Origin of the sequence: Weissella thailandensis (assembly GCF_005405465.1) — a bacterium.
Lineage (GTDB): Bacteria > Bacillota > Bacilli > Lactobacillales > Lactobacillaceae > Weissella > Weissella thailandensis.
This window is the reverse complement of sequence record NZ_BJEC01000019.1, coordinates 26,235-42,824: the sequence shown is the minus strand read 5'-3', so window position 1 is coordinate 42,824 and position 16,590 is coordinate 26,235. Positions and strand designations below refer to the sequence as shown.

General features: G+C 36.6%; 15 protein-coding genes, 1 pseudogene and 1 other annotated feature. Of the genes and pseudogenes, 15 read left to right on the top strand and 1 reads right to left on the bottom strand.

Annotated elements, in window-relative coordinates; genetic code table 11:
- Nucleotides 1–222 (bottom strand): helix-turn-helix domain-containing protein (locus FFM62_RS08450; protein WP_137604529.1); only part of this gene is annotated, 222 nt, incomplete at its 3' end.
- A gap of 1,014 nt (nucleotides 223–1,236) precedes the next feature.
- On the opposite strand from FFM62_RS08450, the gene FFM62_RS08445 reads away from it, so the two are divergent.
- The 15 genes and pseudogenes from FFM62_RS08445 (at nucleotide 1,237) to FFM62_RS08375 (ending at nucleotide 16,283) form a co-directional block, all read left to right on the top strand.
- Nucleotides 1,237–2,280, top strand: coding sequence for a PTS sugar transporter subunit IIC (locus FFM62_RS08445; RefSeq protein WP_115471560.1), 1,044 nt, complete (start codon nucleotides 1,237–1,239; stop codon nucleotides 2,278–2,280).
- Between the two features lie 145 nt (nucleotides 2,281–2,425).
- Nucleotides 2,426–3,178 carry an ABC transporter ATP-binding protein gene (locus FFM62_RS08440; protein ID WP_115471559.1) on the top strand — a complete coding sequence of 251 codons (753 nt, stop codon included), beginning with the start codon at nucleotides 2,426–2,428 and terminating at the stop codon, nucleotides 3,176–3,178.
- Between the two features lie 9 nt (nucleotides 3,179–3,187).
- Nucleotides 3,188–4,978: an FtsX-like permease family protein gene (locus tag FFM62_RS08435; RefSeq protein WP_115471558.1), complete on the top strand. Its 1,791-nt coding sequence runs from the start codon at nucleotides 3,188–3,190 to the stop codon at nucleotides 4,976–4,978.
- Between the two features lie 279 nt (nucleotides 4,979–5,257).
- Nucleotides 5,258–6,136, top strand: a complete 879-nt coding sequence (locus tag FFM62_RS08430; RefSeq protein WP_115471557.1) for an ROK family protein — start codon at nucleotides 5,258–5,260, stop codon at nucleotides 6,134–6,136.
- Nucleotides 6,137–6,245: 109 nt separating this feature from the next.
- Nucleotides 6,246–6,506: a hypothetical protein gene (locus tag FFM62_RS08425; protein WP_115471556.1), complete on the top strand. Its 261-nt coding sequence runs from the start codon at nucleotides 6,246–6,248 to the stop codon at nucleotides 6,504–6,506.
- 180 nt (nucleotides 6,507–6,686) lie between these two features.
- Nucleotides 6,687–7,517 (top strand): undecaprenyl-diphosphate phosphatase, encoded by an 831-nt coding sequence (locus FFM62_RS08420; RefSeq protein WP_115471555.1) that lies wholly within the window; start codon nucleotides 6,687–6,689, stop codon nucleotides 7,515–7,517.
- Nucleotides 7,518–8,018: 501 nt separating this feature from the next.
- The gene (locus FFM62_RS08415) at nucleotides 8,019–9,695 is read left to right on the top strand and encodes an aryl-sulfate sulfotransferase (RefSeq protein ID WP_115471554.1); all 1,677 of its coding nucleotides are present in this window, start codon (nucleotides 8,019–8,021) and stop codon (nucleotides 9,693–9,695) included.
- Nucleotides 9,696–9,770: 75 nt separating this feature from the next.
- On the top strand, nucleotides 9,771–11,105 hold the full coding sequence (locus FFM62_RS08410; protein ID WP_115471553.1) for a C1 family peptidase: 1,335 nt from the start codon (nucleotides 9,771–9,773) through the stop codon (nucleotides 11,103–11,105).
- 113 nt (nucleotides 11,106–11,218) lie between these two features.
- Nucleotides 11,219–11,773: a hypothetical protein gene (locus FFM62_RS08405; RefSeq protein WP_133296308.1), complete on the top strand. Its 555-nt coding sequence runs from the start codon at nucleotides 11,219–11,221 to the stop codon at nucleotides 11,771–11,773.
- Between the two features lie 147 nt (nucleotides 11,774–11,920).
- Nucleotides 11,921–12,409, top strand: a complete 489-nt coding sequence (locus FFM62_RS08400; RefSeq protein ID WP_115471551.1) for an Rrf2 family transcriptional regulator — start codon at nucleotides 11,921–11,923, stop codon at nucleotides 12,407–12,409.
- Entirely contained in the window at nucleotides 12,402–13,235 is an 834-nt protein-coding gene (locus FFM62_RS08395) for an N-acyl homoserine lactonase family protein (RefSeq protein ID WP_115471550.1), read from the top strand. Before FFM62_RS08400 ends, FFM62_RS08395 begins: the two co-directional genes overlap by 8 nt.
- An 84-nt stretch (nucleotides 13,236–13,319) precedes the next feature.
- Nucleotides 13,320–13,553 (top strand) — a binding site (T-box leader).
- A 256-nt stretch (nucleotides 13,554–13,809) separates the two neighbouring features.
- Nucleotides 13,810–14,622 (top strand): annotated as a pseudogene (locus FFM62_RS08390) (2-keto-4-pentenoate hydratase).
- A 123-nt stretch (nucleotides 14,623–14,745) separates the two neighbouring features.
- Complete coding sequence (locus FFM62_RS08385; RefSeq protein WP_115471549.1) at nucleotides 14,746–15,309, top strand: cadmium resistance transporter; 564 nt, start codon at nucleotides 14,746–14,748, stop codon at nucleotides 15,307–15,309.
- Nucleotides 15,310–15,322: 13 nt separating this feature from the next.
- Complete coding sequence (locus tag FFM62_RS08380) at nucleotides 15,323–15,634, top strand: ArsR/SmtB family transcription factor (protein WP_115471548.1); 312 nt, start codon at nucleotides 15,323–15,325, stop codon at nucleotides 15,632–15,634.
- 58 nt (nucleotides 15,635–15,692) lie between these two features.
- Nucleotides 15,693–16,283 carry a sugar O-acetyltransferase gene (locus tag FFM62_RS08375; RefSeq protein ID WP_207798777.1) on the top strand — a complete coding sequence of 197 codons (591 nt, stop codon included), beginning with the start codon at nucleotides 15,693–15,695 and terminating at the stop codon, nucleotides 16,281–16,283.
- The last annotated feature ends 307 nt before the right edge of the window (nucleotides 16,284–16,590 follow it).

Here is a 16,590-nt window from a genome sequence, read left to right as displayed (position 1 = left end):
CTCAAGTCGCCATTGAATTACCTTGATTTTAAAGGAATATTGATAATTTGTCTTACTTTGACTAGCGTTGTTTAATCCATAGACACCAAGTTCCTTGATATTAGTAACCCAGTTACGAATGGTGTCTGTTCCTTTAATACCAAACTTTTTCCGTATTTTATAAGGCGGAATACCTTGTAGGTACATCGTGACTGCTTCAATTTGTACTTCTTTTGAAAACATAGTAAAACCCCGTAAGTTTTGGAAATTACTCCAACTTACGGGGTTCAGTTCAAGCTAGGAATGAGATTTCTAGCTCCTTTTTCTTTGGACAAAGAATATTTGATAGAAATTAATTATAAATACATATAATTAATGGCATTCATACCAATAAAATGAAATTAATTTCATGTAGGGGGTTTACAAATTCATTGGAAACGCTTACAATAATAAATGTGTTAAGGATACGGGGGAACGTATGCAAAACTAATCAAGATTATGAAACACTAGCGGATGGGGACCGCTAGGATGTTAATTGTCGCATTTCACTCTTACTGTTCGAATGATTGTTTAATCTCAGAAACTTGCTGAAAACTCTTCTCCTTCAGAAAAAATGAGAATGATAACTTATTTAACAGTTCGAGCAGTAAGAGGGTGATGGGACGACTCTTTATCAACATCAACGCTTTCACAATCAAAAAATATTTTGTGGGTCGTCAACCACACCATGTCGCCTTGCGGATACGCAGAGCGATTTTTTTATGCATTTTATTTGCTTTGTTAGAAAATAATTATAAACAGATTATTCGCATATTTTATAGCATATCGATATACTATAGTTATTCCCCGTGGTAGTTAAACTAATGACTATCTAGTACATTTTATGTACAAAGCGTCGTAGATATACGGCGCTTTTTTATTTATAATGATTAAAACGTGTTGACAAAAATGAAAAATAGATTAGAATTATACTTATCAATTAAACAAAGGAGCAAAAATGATGGTACATAAGATGTTAACAACTGGATCAGTGTATTTTACTTTTGGTTTTTTTAGGTGACTATCCGAAATGACCAAAAGCATTTTTGCTAGGTTTCGGATAGAGAAAATATCCGGAACCAAATAAATATGACTTAATTAGCTGTTAAGGCATATCGGGACTGGGTATTTTCAAAGAAAGTACTCAGTTTTTTTATTTGGAAAAACTGAGTACTGATGACAGTCAGATAATGGATGAATAAAAACAGGAGAAATCATATGGAAGCGCGAAAATTAAGTAAAAAAGAATTTGGCTCGGCTATTTTAAATGGGAATGCTAGTGGAATTATTGTGGCACTGATGCCAGCAGCAATTGTGAGCCAGTTATTGGCAGCAATGCCTCAAATAGAGATTGTTAAAACGCTAACCATGATGGTGACGTTAGCGCAAAGTGCGTTACCAATTATCGCAGCGTTTGCGGTGGGAACTTTGCTTAAGTTCGGTACTGTTGAAAGTGCATCAATGGCCTTGGCAACATTCATTGCTTCAGGAGTCGTAACGGTTCACGGTGGACAGTATGTTATTAGTGGATCAGGTGTGATTCTGAATATTATGCTAACAACCTTTATGGCAAGTATTGTAACGATTGTCTTTCATAAGTTATTAGGACAATTACGAGCAGTGTTTGAACCATTAGCGGTTTTGGTCGTCGGTGGTGGCTTAGGGCTATTAACATTACCAGTGATGGTAGCGATTCAAGATGCGATTGGTGCGGTCGTTGATGCTGCTACACAGACAGCGCCGCTAGTTATGGGTATCTTGTTGGGTATTATTTTTGCTGTGTTGATTGTTTCACCATTGTCTTCAGTTGGTATCGCAACTGCGATTGGGTTGACGGGTATTGGTGCTGGTGCCGCTAATACTGGTATTGTGACGGCTTCAATTGTATTAGCTATTATGAGCATGAAAGAGAATTCATGGGGCCTATTTATTGCCCATTTCATGGGTTCACCAAAAATTCAAATGGCTAATATGTTGTCAAAGCCAAAGTTATTTATTCCTGTCATAATTGCATCAGCAGTTGCAGGTGGTGTTTCTAGTGTACTAAGTATGTCAGGAACGCCCTTCTCTGCAGGATTTGGTATGTCAGGTTTCATTGGACCTATCACAGCTCTTAATGAATCAGCTGGTAGTGGGATTGGCTTGCGAGTTATCTTAACTTTCTTCATTGTACCGATTGCTATGGCCTTGATTATGAAATACATTTTTATTGATAAATTGCAGTTAGTTGAGTCAAAGGACTTAAAGTTGCCAGAAGTTTAATTTTGTAATGGTTATTAGGATAACGTTTAGTTATTCTGATAGCCATTATTTTTTTGAAAACCAAAAATATAATTTGACAGTCTAATATTAGATTGTGTATAGTATTGTCTGTAACATAAATGAAATGATAATTAGGAGAAAAATCATGACTGAACCAGTTCTAAATGCCAATCAGTTAAATAAGACATATGCAAGTACGGCAGGGGTAGCACATGAAGTACTACACAATCTATCGTTAACAGTCGACAAGGGAGAGTTTGTGGCAATCATGGGACCATCAGGGTCGGGAAAATCAACATTGTTAAATATTCTTTCAACGTTAATGCAGCCCTCGTCCGGATCGGTGACCATTAATAATAAAAATATTTTGCAAATGAATGATGCCGAAATTGCCAAATTCCGTGGGCAGGACATGGGATTTATTTTTCAAGATTATAGTTTAATTGAGAGTTTAACCGTTCAGGAAAATATTAGTTTACCACTCACTTTGCAAAAAGTTAGTCCCAAGGACATTAAAAAGGCTGTTCAAAAAGTGGCCGAGTTGCTACATATTGAGTCTTATTTAAAACAATATCCAACTGAATTGTCTGTTGGGCAGCAACAACGAGTGGGAGCTGCACGAGCTTTAGTACACAATCCAACTCTTATTTTCGGTGATGAACCTACCGGTGCGTTAGATTCAGGGAATGCACGCGAAATGATGAACTATTTGAACCAGATTAATGAGAATGAAGGCATTTCGATTGTCATGGTAACCCATGATGCTTTCTCGGCGTCATTTGCTTCACGCATTTTGTTTTTAACAGACGGTCAAATTACCAAAACGATTAGCCGTGACAATCGTTCAAGAGAAGCTTTCTATCAACAAGTGTTATCTGAATTAGGAAATTTCAATTAGGAGGAGCGTATGTTTGGAATTGCTTTAAAATCATTGCGGTCTAAATGGCGTGACTACATTGTCTTGTTTGTTGGCCTGATTATTTCGGCTGCTATCTTTTATATGTTTAGCGCAATGGCCACGAATCGTGCATTTTTAGAATCCAACACGATTGTGTCCCAGATTTCAGTTATCTTTGTTATTGGTGAAATACTGTTAGGACTAATTACTTTTGTCTATTTAAATTTTGCAAACGGCTTTTTGTTAAGATTACGACAATCTGAGTATGGATTGATGTCAATGCTTGGAGCGACAAAGAAACAAATTGGTTCTTTGTTATTGCGAGAAACTTTAAGTATCGGAATTATTGCCACGATTATTGGTATTCTGATTGGATTTGCTTTAACAGAATTAAGTAGTCACTACTTGATGAGTCTTTTGGGTGTGAAATTAGCGCATTGGCAATTTATTTCAATGAAATCAGTGCTGGTTACATTGATTTTCTTCATTGTGTTGTTTACGTTAAATGGTTTGTATAACCGACATCGGCTACGTAAGCAAGATACTTTAGCGTTATTATTAGCGAATAAACAAGTTAATCAACCAGTGGTACACAAGGTGATTGACCCAGTGCTTGGTTTAATTGGTCTGGGATTACTAGTGACTAGTTATGTTTTGATGCCTAATATTATTAAGATTGGGTTATCTGGTTTTGTTGTCATTTTAGTACTAAATGTTTGGGGAACGTATTGGTTTGTCAGTCGAACATTAAAAATGATTACGAATTGGATACGGCATTCAACGTATAGTTTGCATGGACTGCGTGCATTTGTGAATGGACAGCTTGCATTCCGCTTACCTGATTATCAACGTATATTGTCTTCGATTGCGGTTATGTTCGCTTTGGCATTAGGTGCAATGTCAGTTGGGCAAGGTTACTATCGTATGTTACCGAGTCAGGCTGAAAAAACATATCCAATGACGGCGGCCTACGTCACTGATAAAGTTAATACAAATAACTTGAAGGGTGTACAGTGGCAGCAAGATTATCAATATGTTGTTAAAGGGCAAACTGTCTATTTTAATGCAGCAGAATTTAACAAACACAAGTTACCAACAAAAGTATCATCAAAAAATGGTTCTGGCTTGCAGACAAAGTGGGTAACTGGTGATTGGTTAAAGAAGCAAGCAGCCTATGATTACACATTAGATGGCATTGCTAATCAAATTTTAAATCAGCAGTATAGTGCTAAAGCTGTTGTAACAGCAAACGCATCAGAAATGACAGCACATGGTACCCCTCATACGATCCAAATGGTTAAAGTATCTGACATGATGGCTAATGAACAGGCGTTATCACATAACCAAAAGTTACAAGAAAAAATTGTTGGGACAAAGCCAGAGTTTGCTACTGGATCATATGCCACTTATGGTCAATTAAAAGGAATATTTGGTGGTATTGAATTCATGGGAATATTCCTAGGAATTGGCTTTTTGGCAATGTTGGCGGCGACGTTAATGTTTAAGACCTTGTCAGGCGTTGCCGACGATAAGAATCGTTACCGTGTGTTAGCGATGATTGGTACGAGTGAGAAAAAAATCACGCAAACAATTGCGGTTGATTTGGGTATCTTATTTGTTATCCCAATGGCGATTGGTATTTTAGATGTTATATTCGGCTTGCAAATGTTTGCGCCATTAATGGCCGGTGCAAGCAATGCCTATCTTGGTTTCGTACCTTCTCTAATAGGCATCGTATGTTTGTACACTATCTATTATTGTCTAACAGTTTGGATGTATCGTCGATTAATTAAAAAGTAATTCGCCATTTTTTCAGAGAATACGTTATAATAGGAGCATATTCAAAATGTTGTGGAGTTAATAACGAAAGTTAAAGACATCGATGCCACACAAAAACGTCTACCTAAACGCGCAAGGTAGGCGTTTTTTTATGTTGATATATTTTTTATAGGCCATTAATATTAGTAAAAAGCGTAAACGTTTGAAATGCTTTTATAACAATATTTGTAAACGATTGCAATTAATACGGTAATCGATTAAAATACCATTATACTATAAAATTTTAGGGGGAATTGCCAAATGGCATTACTTGGTGCAATTGAAGCAGGTGGAACGAAGTTTGTGGTGGCCGTCGCGCCAGTTGAAGAACCAGAGTCTGTGGTTGCTCGTGAAAGTTTTCCAACAGAAGATGGTGTGACTACTATCCAAAAAGTACAGGAATTTTTTGATCAATATGAAGATATTGCGGCAATTGGCATTGCTTCATTTGGACCAATTGATGTCAGAACTGATAGTGCGACATATGGGTATGTGCTAGACACGCCTAAGCGGGGATGGTCAGGATTTGATTTTCTTGGTGCAATGAAAGAATGGCGAGACATTCCTTATTATTGGACAACTGATGTTAATGCTGCAGGTTGGGCAGAGTATGTTTCAGGTTCTGCTGCAGATGTTGACAATATTGTCTATCTAACTGTTGGTACTGGTGTTGGGGCAGGAATTATCGCAAATGGTCAATTTGTTGGTGGTTATTCACATCCTGAAGCTGGTCACATTATGATGGCTAAGCACCTTCAGGATCACTATGCTGGTCATTGTCCTTTCCATGGTGACCACTGCTTGGAAGGTTTGGCAGCTGGTCCCGCAATGGAAGAGCGCTGGGGAGTTTCAGCGAAAGAACTACCTGATGATCACTTAGCTTGGCAGATAGAGGCATTCTATTTGGCACAAGCAGCTGTTACTTATACGGCAACTCTTCGTCCAGAACGAATCGTCTTTGGTGGTGGTGTACCACACCGGGATATTTTGTTACCAATGGTTCGTCAGTCTTTTGCTGAACAATTGCACGATTATTTGGCAGTGCCAGAATTAGATAATTATATTGTTTCTGTGGGTAATGGTGATAATGCAGGTATTTATGGTTGCTTCTACCTTGCAAAAGAACTACTAGGTGATTAAACCGGACTTAGAGGAAGGGTGTTTGACATCAACTTTTGGTAATTAACGTGAGATGCGTTATAATGGTTGAGTCGCCCAGCTCGATAGTCAATAAAAAGTGAGAAGTAATATGTTAACCGTCATCAAGCAACATGAGGATAGAAATGTAATTGTCTATGATTATTACATTGAAGGTCGACAAAATGTTTATGTTGATACGGGACATATCACAGTGAAAGCAATGGGTGGGTTCGCAACGTGGCGAGCCATAAATGACCAAAATGAAAAGTATTTAAAACAAGCTCTCACGGCTCTAGTGATGAAAAGAAATCAGGATGGCGGTGTTTATCCTGATATGATAAGAGTTGTGCTTGGAGAGAAAAAGGAATGAAAGGGTAGGTTTAATTACTACCTACCTTAGGTATAAAGATCGAAATAACCATCTTTAGAAGGATGAATTTCGATCTTTTTTAACGGATAGGTGAATTGTTATTCGCTTGACATAATTATCTAGTGTATGGCATTCTTAAATTTGATTATAAAAAATCTAAATATAATAGAGGTTTAAACGATGTTTGATATTATTAAGGCAGTTATTCTGGGAATAGTTGAAGGTATTACAGAATTTCTGCCAATTAGTTCTACAGGTCATTTAATTTTGGCCGATGAATTTATCCAAATGAAACAGTCAACGCAGTTTACGGATATGTTTAATGTGGTGATTCAACTAGGTGCCATTCTGGCAGTTGTTGTTATTTATTTCCATAAATTAAATCCCTTGTCTAATAAGAAAAATACAGTTGAAAAGCATGATACTTGGATTCTATGGTTGAAAGTGTTGGTTGCTGTGATTCCGTCAGTGATTATCGGGTTATTGTTGAATGACTGGATGGATGCGCACCTAATGAACTGGCAAGTTGTTGCTGCAACACTTTTGATCTATGGTATTTTGTTCATCGTTATTGAAAATCGTAATGAACAACGAACACCTCATTTTACGAGTTTAAATAATTTACCTTACCAAACAGCATTTATTATTGGAACCTTTCAAGTGCTTTCGTTGATTCCAGGAACTTCAAGATCTGGGGCAACGATTTTGGGAGCTATTTTGATTGGTACATCTCGTTTTGTAGCAACAGAGTTTTCATTTTTCCTTGCTATTCCAACGATGTTTGGCGCTTCTTTCCTAAAAATATTTAAGTATTTTAGTCATGGTGGCGCATTTACTGGGACACAAACAATGGTTCTAATTACTGGAACAGTGGTATCATTCATTGTTGCTTACCTATCGATTAGATTCTTGCTTAATTATATTAAGAACAACGACTTTAAGGCGTTTGGTTGGTATCGTATCGTATTAAGTATTTTTGTTATTGCTTATTTTGGGTTTTTAGCAAAGTAAAATTAGATATTAATTAGAAAAATGATTGAGTTTATCATTCTTTATGCTATACTGAATGTAAGTCATCAACCTTATTCATATTTTCTACTCTTAAATAGATGATGGACAGTGGTTTTGCGTTACCTTATGGGTGTGACCAATGCCACTTTTTTTGATGGTTTTTCAAATTAAAGGTTAATTTTAGTCAGGTTTATATTTTATTTAAGTCGGTGCCTTTATTATAAGTATTGTTGATAAGGAAAGCCCATTCCTATCAACAGCCCACACTCATAGAAATTTACCTAATCGTTTAAAGAATTACGCTTTAAACAACCTACTCCTTAATAGATCGCTGTTTATGTATAATGAACAGCTTGATCCAAAAACGTCTATCTTGCCCAGATAGGCGTTTTTGTTATATTCATAAGAAAAATCTAATTTTTAGGATAAATCTTGATTTGGATAGTGCAATCATTTAGTTTAGATGTTAAATATATATTCTTAGACAAAGAAGGAGTAGAGATGGGTAAAAAAATGAAGCATAAAAAATGGTCCCGCTGGATTTGGGGATTGATTATTATTATTTTGGTAGGTATCGGTGGCTTTTATGGACACAAGGTATATCGTGAAAGTCATCCAAAGCTATTAACGAATACACAAATTAAGTCTAATCTAGGTGTTCATTTAAGTAATAAATTGATTTCTGAACAAGATAATCTAGAAAAGAAATATTCACAGGCAGAAAAAGATAACAGTTATACAACTGATAATATGTTTGTGAAAACAAATCCGTATAAAACATCACCACTAACGGCTTTGGCGATTTTTCATACCGATGAAGCTGCAAAGGTAAGTTACACCGTTGTTGGTAAGTCGAGTGGTACGTCGATTACTAATAGTACAAACAAAAATACAAAAAAGCACCGCATTAATGTGGTAGGGCTATATGCAAATACGGCTAATAAGGTCGAATTTACAATTACTTATAAAGATGGTCGTGTCGAAAAGAAAACAGTTGAGATGCAAACCCAACCATTACCTAAGGCTTTGGCTGATGTAAATATTAATGTGAAGATGGCTGATAAAAAACAAATGGCCATTGGACAAAATGGTTTAACGGTCTTTACCCGAACAACCAAAGAACCGTTTGCGATTGATGCGGATGGACAGATTCGTTGGTTTTCAACGGAATATAATCAACATATTTTTAAAACATTGAAGAATGGTCATTTGTTGATTCTTCGTAAGCAAGATAATAGTAAGCTTGTTTATAATGATTTAGTTGAGACCAATTATTTGGGTAAGATTTATCGGAACTACCAATTCAGTAATAAAACATCATCAACTGAGAACCTAAAGGCTAAGAATAAGTCAGATGGTGAAACAACTGCTATTCATCATGATGTGATCGAATTACCAAATGGTAACTTGTTAGCCACAGTTTCTGATGGTTCGAAGTTTATTGAGGATACAATGGTTGAAATTAATCGTAAAACCGGTAAAGTTGCCCGCGTGATTGACTTTAAGCGTATTTTCCCAATGGATACTTATGCTCAATATGATGCAACAAAGCGTTCTGATGGTAAGGTTGACTGGTTACACCAAAATGCGATTAATTATGATAAAAAGGATAACAGCATTATCATTTCTTCACGTCACCAAGATTTGATTATGAAGTTTAACTATAAGACCATGCAACCGGTTTGGATTCTATCAGGGCGTGATAAAACTGATTGGCCAAAGAAGTGGCAGAAACATGCTTTGAGTTATGCAAAGGGCACTACGATTAATGGTGGTCAGCATGATGCTCGCGTGATAGCTGGTTCACAAAAAGATGGTCAGGAAACGATTTCATTCTATGATAATAATTATGCCGTTTCATATGGTGATAAAAAGACGTCAGGTAAGTATTCAGCTGGTCGTGAGTTAAAAATTGATTTGAAGACGATGACTGCCAAAGAAGTCCGGTCATATGGTCAAGCATTAGGTGAAGCTAATTTTACTGACCGAATTGGTTCAAATCGACAACTAGATAATGGTAATTCCTTAATTGACTTTGGTTATTTAAATGCCAAGAATGGGGATGCTTCTAATATTATCGAAGTAACTCGTGATGGTTATCAAGTATTTAATGTTGAGCTTTCAAACTTGCAATCGAAGGGTTATGTTTACCGTTCTTACCGAATTAACATTTCGTAGCAGATCTGTGTCACATTGCATAATAGTGGCGAAAGCGATAAACTTAAGTGATTATTAGAAAAAGGTGGTTAAAAAATGAGTGAAATTACCCAAGAACAATTAGCAGCATTTAAAAAATCTGTCAATGAAAGTTCTAAGTCAGAAGTTTTACGTGGTGCTATTACCACTAATGGTATCTTAAAGTCAGCACGTGATAATCAACGTGCTGGTGAATTGACACCAACATTTAGTGTTGATTTGGAAAGTTCACCAGTTGCTAATCAGTTGCGATCAGGACGTTGCTGGATGTTTGCCGCATTAAACACAATGCGTCATGATATGAAGTCAACGCATGGTTTGCCAGGCGACTTTGAATTATCACAAAGTTACACATTCTTCTGGGATAAGTTAGAGAAGGCAAATTATTTCTATAATAATATTTTGGCAACCGCAGATAAGCCAACAACTGACCGTGAAGTGAGCTTCTTGTTAGCGACACCACAACAAGATGGTGGCCAATGGGATATGATTGTTGCCATCATTGAAAAATATGGTGTTGTACCACAATCAGCTTTCCCAGAATCACAAGCATCATCTCACTCTGCTGAACTTAACCGTTTGTTCAACGGTAAGTTACGTAAAGATGCCATTGCATTGCGTCAATTAGTTGCCCAGAATGCTACTGATGATGAAGTATCAGCCAAGCTTGCGGCGTTCAATAAAGAAAACTACCACATGTTGTCATTAACATTTGGTGAACCACCTTTGACATTTGATTTTTCATTCCGTGATAAGGATGACGAATTCCATCGTGAGCAAGGTATTACACCACAAGACTTTTTCAAGAAGTATGTCGGCTGGAATCTTAGTGACTATATTTCAATTATCAATGCGCCAACTGATGATAAGCCATACAAACAAACGTACGGTGTTAGCATGTTAGGTTCTGTCGTTGGCGGCCGTGATGTTAAGCACTTGAATCTTGATCTAGCAACATTTAAGGAATTAGCTATTAAGCAGCTTTCTGCGGGTGAGAACGTTTGGTTTGGTGTTGATATGGGACCAAAGTTAGATCGTGAAGCTGGTTTAATGGATACTGAATTGTATGATGAGGATAGCTTGTTCGATATCGATTTCAGTATGACTAAGGCAGAACGCTTGGACTATGGTGATTCATTGATGACTCATGCAATGGTCTTAACCGGTGTTGACCTTGTAGACGGCAAGCCTACAAAGTGGAAGGTTGAGAACTCGTGGGGTGATAAGAATGGCCACGAGGGTTACTTTACAATGTCTGATGAATGGTTTGACCAATTTACGTATCAAGTTGTTATTAAGAAGGAGTACCTTCCTGATGAACTACGTGATATCTATGAAAATAGCGAACCTAAAGAATTAGCACCATGGGATCCAATGGGTGCATTAGCATAACAGTTTTTAAATTGACCGAAGAAGTCCAATCAATGATGGACTTTTTCGGTTTTTTAGTTATTCATGATTTATGCTATAGTAATTATCAAAAAGTGAAAAGCAATGAGGAAATTATGTTAAAAGATGACTTGAAACAGACATTAACGACAATTAATGCCACCCTGGATACGAAACAATTAAATGCTATTTTAAAGCCGGTATTAGAATTGGGAATGCAACGAGGCTATAAAGCAGCTTATTTACTGATTGTTGGTCTGAGTGAAGGTGTTCAGGCAGAAAATCAACCAGCGACCTGGATTGATAATGTAGAGCACGCTGCAAGTGATGATTTCAAGAGATTATTGGCGACTGAGCAGCACAAAGAATTGAATGTCCAAATCAATAGTATGTTGGCAGAAGAATATCATGCCGTCACTGACCATCATAATAATCAATTAGTGGTTGAGAGTGTTGTCATGCCTTATTTTAATGGTTGGTTTTTGGGTTATTATTATGCTTTGTTAAACCTGATTTCAGAGGTACAGGCGGCTAAAGATGCTGAAAAAGAGATTATAAAGAAACAAATTTCTGATCAAGCAATGCAAGCTGTTGAAAGTGAAAGATCTAAATTTCAACGCCAGATGTTTTATAAAAATGGTGTGTTGCGAGATATCTTGTCTGCTTTGTAAAAAAATTGGCACTTATTAAAATTTTGTTGATGAACTAACACCCCTTGGAATTTCCTGTTTAGACGATGGCTAGGATTTAGGTTAGTTTTCTTGTTTTTAATAGAGATAAGAGATATAATGTATCCACATTAAACAAGGAGAAAAAGTATGAAAATTCCACCGATTTTTGAGCAATCAATTTGTATCATCTTACTTTTAGCTGTCCAAAAAGATCATATTGCCTTATCCAGCAAAACCATCAGTTCTCGTTTACAATTATCCGACACATATACAAAAAAAGTTGCTAATAAATTAGTCAAGAATAAGTTAATCGATAGTATGCCTGGTAAATATGGGGGATTAAAAAGTTCGAAAAGTATTAAACAGATTTCACTGTTAGATATTTATCATGCAGTTGTTGGAGAAGAAAATTTATTTGATAGCACTAACTTAGCAGAGAAAGTTTTTATTGAACCCGATGTAATCCAGGAAAAACAGCAAGTGCTCGAAAATGAAATTGATAGGATTCAGAACATATTTTTTGAAAACCTTTCAGCATTTACCATTGATCAACTTTTAGTTGACCGGGATTATGTAAATGGCTATATAAATTGGGAAGAAATTATTGACGGAGAGAGTGAGGATAAAGATGAGTAGCGAAATTAAGATTTACATTTTACATACAGGGTTAGTTAAAGTTGATAGGGGATTACCTTTCCATGAGGATTATCGTAATCCGATGGCGTATACCGGTTTATTTAGAAGCCAAAAAAATAAAATTCTGTTACCAGTCTCAAGTTATTTAATTGAACACCCCAAGGGATTGATCTTAGTTGATACTGGTTGGAATGAGTTAGTTCGTACCAGCCAGTGGGCCGAATTAGGTCTGCAAGTACAAATTAATCAAGCTTATTTACCAGCGGGTTGGTCAGTTAGAGAGCAGCTAAATGAACTCGGCTTTAAGGTCACTGATATTAAATATTTGATATTGAGTCACTTACATAGCGATCATGCTAGCGGCTTGCCTCTAGTTAAAGATGCTCAAAATATTTTGGTTAGTGAAGAAGAATGGCAAGCAGCTAATCATGATAAGTTGAGATACATTCCTAAAATGTGGCAAGGTGTGAATGTAAAAACATTTAAATTTAATGAAACCCAGTTAGGTCCGGCACATAAGTCATTCGATCTATTTGATGATGGTTCTGTGCAACTAATTTTTACTCCTGGACACAGCCGAGGATTGACTTCGATGTTAATTACCGGTTCAGATAATAAATCAGTCTTGCTTGCGTCAGATACGGGTTATGCTAAGAAATCAATCATTGAACGTAAGACACCAGGTGTTGCTGTCAGTCGAAAGTGGGCACCAATGTCAGTTTCTTGGGTTAACCAAATGTCACATAATAGTCAAATCATTGAGACCATCGTAAATCATGATCCCGAAACATCACCCAAGATAATAACGCTTCCTTATGAAGAGTAAACCTGTTGGTATCAGATTTTTATATAAAATAGTTGACAATTAAAATTATCAGGTGTAAATTAACACCAATAATTAAATTTAAATTAAAAAGTTATGAAGAGAAATGCCATTTTAATTTACAGTCAGAGAACTGTTGGTTGGTGTGAAACAGTTTGTGAGTAATATGGGAATCATCTCGGAGCTATGTCGTTGAAAGTTTGTTAGATGACATTGGGTACACCCATTATTGTGTTAACGTATGGTAAATATCGTACGTATGAGGTAGTGCTAGTGATGGCATTATAAAGTAAGGTGGTACCGCGCGTGAGCGTCCTTTTAGCTATTGTAATAAATAGTTAAAAGGACGCTTTTTAATTTGATGATAATTAGTAGTGGTTAAAGGAGGTGAGGATATATGGAATCGGTGATTAAAGGCTCAGGGGAAAGTCCAAGCCAGATTAATCTTTTGATGCAATTGACAAGGCATTTTAATGATTTTGTATTAGTAAAATATGATGTATTTGTCCTCACACGTCTGACATAGGTGGGGATGAGCCTAAGAGTATCTATGGAGGATATAATTATGAACCAATCAATGCCAGAATTATCAACGAAAGAATTATCACAGACAGAACAAAAATTAGCAGAACACTTATTTAGTGCCTATCAGACACACCAGCCACTGCAGGAGTCTGATTACGAGGGGGTTGTTACTGATGAGGAGACAGCGTACCAAGTTCAGCGTCATTTAACTGAATTAAAAAATGAAGCAGTTGGTGGCTACAAGGTATCGCTTACTAGTCAGGAAACCCAGGACATGTTTGACTCAGATTCACCCTTGTATGGTGCCCAAGTTAAGAGCCACTTTGTTTCATCACCGACAACATTATATCGAAGTGACTTAATGGAACCATTAGCAGAGGTCGAAATGTTGTTTACAGCGAAGGAAGACCTTAGTAGTACTGACTCATTGATGGAATTATTGCATAAGACAACGGTTGCACCAGCTGTTGAGGTTCCTGACTCACGTTTCAGTGATTAGTTACCAAGCTTGTCAAAGTATATGGTAATGTCTGACGCAGCGGTTGGAGGCTATGTCGTTTATGGTCAAGAAGTGGACGCAGATCAATTATTTAACAATGTTGATGAACTTGCTGATGTAAAATGTGAATTATTCCATAATGGAGAGAAATTAAAAGATGGTGTTTCTTCAGAAGTACTAGGTAACCCATTAAATTCACTTCATTGGTTGGCTGAAAAGCTTGAGCAACAAGGAACGCCTTTAAAGGCTGGACAACGCGTTTCAAGTGGGACGTTCTTACTACCAGAATCACTAGGTGATGGTAACTGGAAGGCAACTTTCAACAAAGGATTAGGTGCAGTATTCTTTGATGTTGTTGCTGATTAAAATGGTAATCATTAATGGGGACACTGATTAGTTTTTATGGCTAATCAGTGTTTTTTATTTTTAACACATGTTAATATTTACATATGTTAAAAATAACATGTGTTAAATTAGGAGGATTGGTTAATGAATTTGGGGGTATTGGTTATTACCTTTTTAGGTGTAAATTTTGATTTCTTTTTTATGCTATTATTTCTATTAAAGAAATATCAGATATCACAAGTTATCGTGGGTTACTTGATTGGTGTTATTATTTTGTTGACAGCTAGTTATTCTGCAGGTGCAGTGTTAGCAGCATTTTTACCAGAGTGGGTATTAGGAATATTAGGTGTTTTGCCAATTTACATGGCTATTCATGATAATGATGAGGAACAGAATAATAATAGTAAGCAGTCGCCTATTTTAACAGTATTATTAACGTATCTATCAGTTTGTGCGGGCTGTGTTCTAGCGATATTTTTGCCCGTCATGGCAGGTGCAAGCTTGAATAACTTTTTCTTTGCCCTTTTAATTATCGCATTATTAACCATTATTATTGTTTTTATTGTTAAGCTAGTAGCAGATATGAAAGTCATTACTGAACTAATGGATCGTTATGGTGAAGTACTGATGAAAGTTTGTTATGTCCTAATTGGTGTATATGTATTTTGGGATAGTGGGTTAATTAGTCATTTAATCGCACTATTATAGAAAGTGAGTGGCAATGATTGATGATGAACATTTAAACGAAATGAACAAAATTATGAAGTTATTGAGCAATCCTGTGAGAGTGCAAATGCTTTATGTTCTAGAAAATAATAAAATGAGTGTTAATGAATTATGTGAGCTATTAGGTGTTGAACAGTCGGTTATTTCTCATAATTTAGCGCTATTACGTGAATATCAATTAGTTATGGCTGAAAGACAGGGAAAATATAGTTATTACCAGCTTAATGATCCGCATATATTGGATATTATTAATGAGACCCTGGCACACGTTGATCATGTGTTGCGTGGTAAGCAGCATGGGGAATAATTAGTGGCTAATCACTATGTCTTAGTAGTAGAAAAGAATGAATTTATAGGAGGTGGTAATGATGAATACGATTGAAATGATGAAACAAAATCAAGAATATTATTCAAACAATAAAGATATGCCTTCAGAACTACAGAAGAAAGCAAAATTTTTGTGCTGGAAATATAATCAAACAAGCCCTTTGGAGAAAGATAAGCGACAGTCTCTGTTGCAAGAACTTCTCGGTGAATGTCATCCATTAACTTTCATTGAACCATCATTTCGATGTGATTACGGGTTCAATATTCATACCCATGGGTTAACAGTTATTAACTATAATTGCGTAATTCTTGATACATCACCAGTACATATCGGAGAAAATGCTTTTATTGGACCAGGCACTTGTCTCGCGTGTGCAGGACATGCGATAGATGCCAAACAACGTGCTGCTGGTGTTGGTACGTCTGCACCAATAAACATTGGCCGGGATGTCTGGTTTGGTGCCAATGTGACGATTTGTGGCGGAGTTGAAGTCGGTGAAGGTAGTATTATCGGGGCAGGAAGTGTTGTTACCAAAAATATCCCAGCAGGAGTGATCGCTGTGGGTAACCCATGTAAAGTATTACGTCCTATTACAGAAGAGGATAAGTTACAACCGATGGATTTCTAAAAAATCAAAGCCATATTCACAAAAATAAGCGCCTGATCTAGGGAACAAATTTACGAAGCGAGCATACGGTTGCTATCACAGCAAAACAAGAGCCAGATGTGACTGATAATAGTAACCATGATGTGAGATGTGCTCAGGGCTTTACAAAGTGGAAACGCACACCGTATAATTGGTACATACAAAAAAGCCTGTAAGGTGTGTGAGACCTTACAGGCGACCGAGTTTGAGAGTATGCTTAGATTTAGCGCTGATTAGTCTTTAAGGCTTATCAGCGTTTTTCTTTATCTCATAGGCTTTTGCTAAGTTA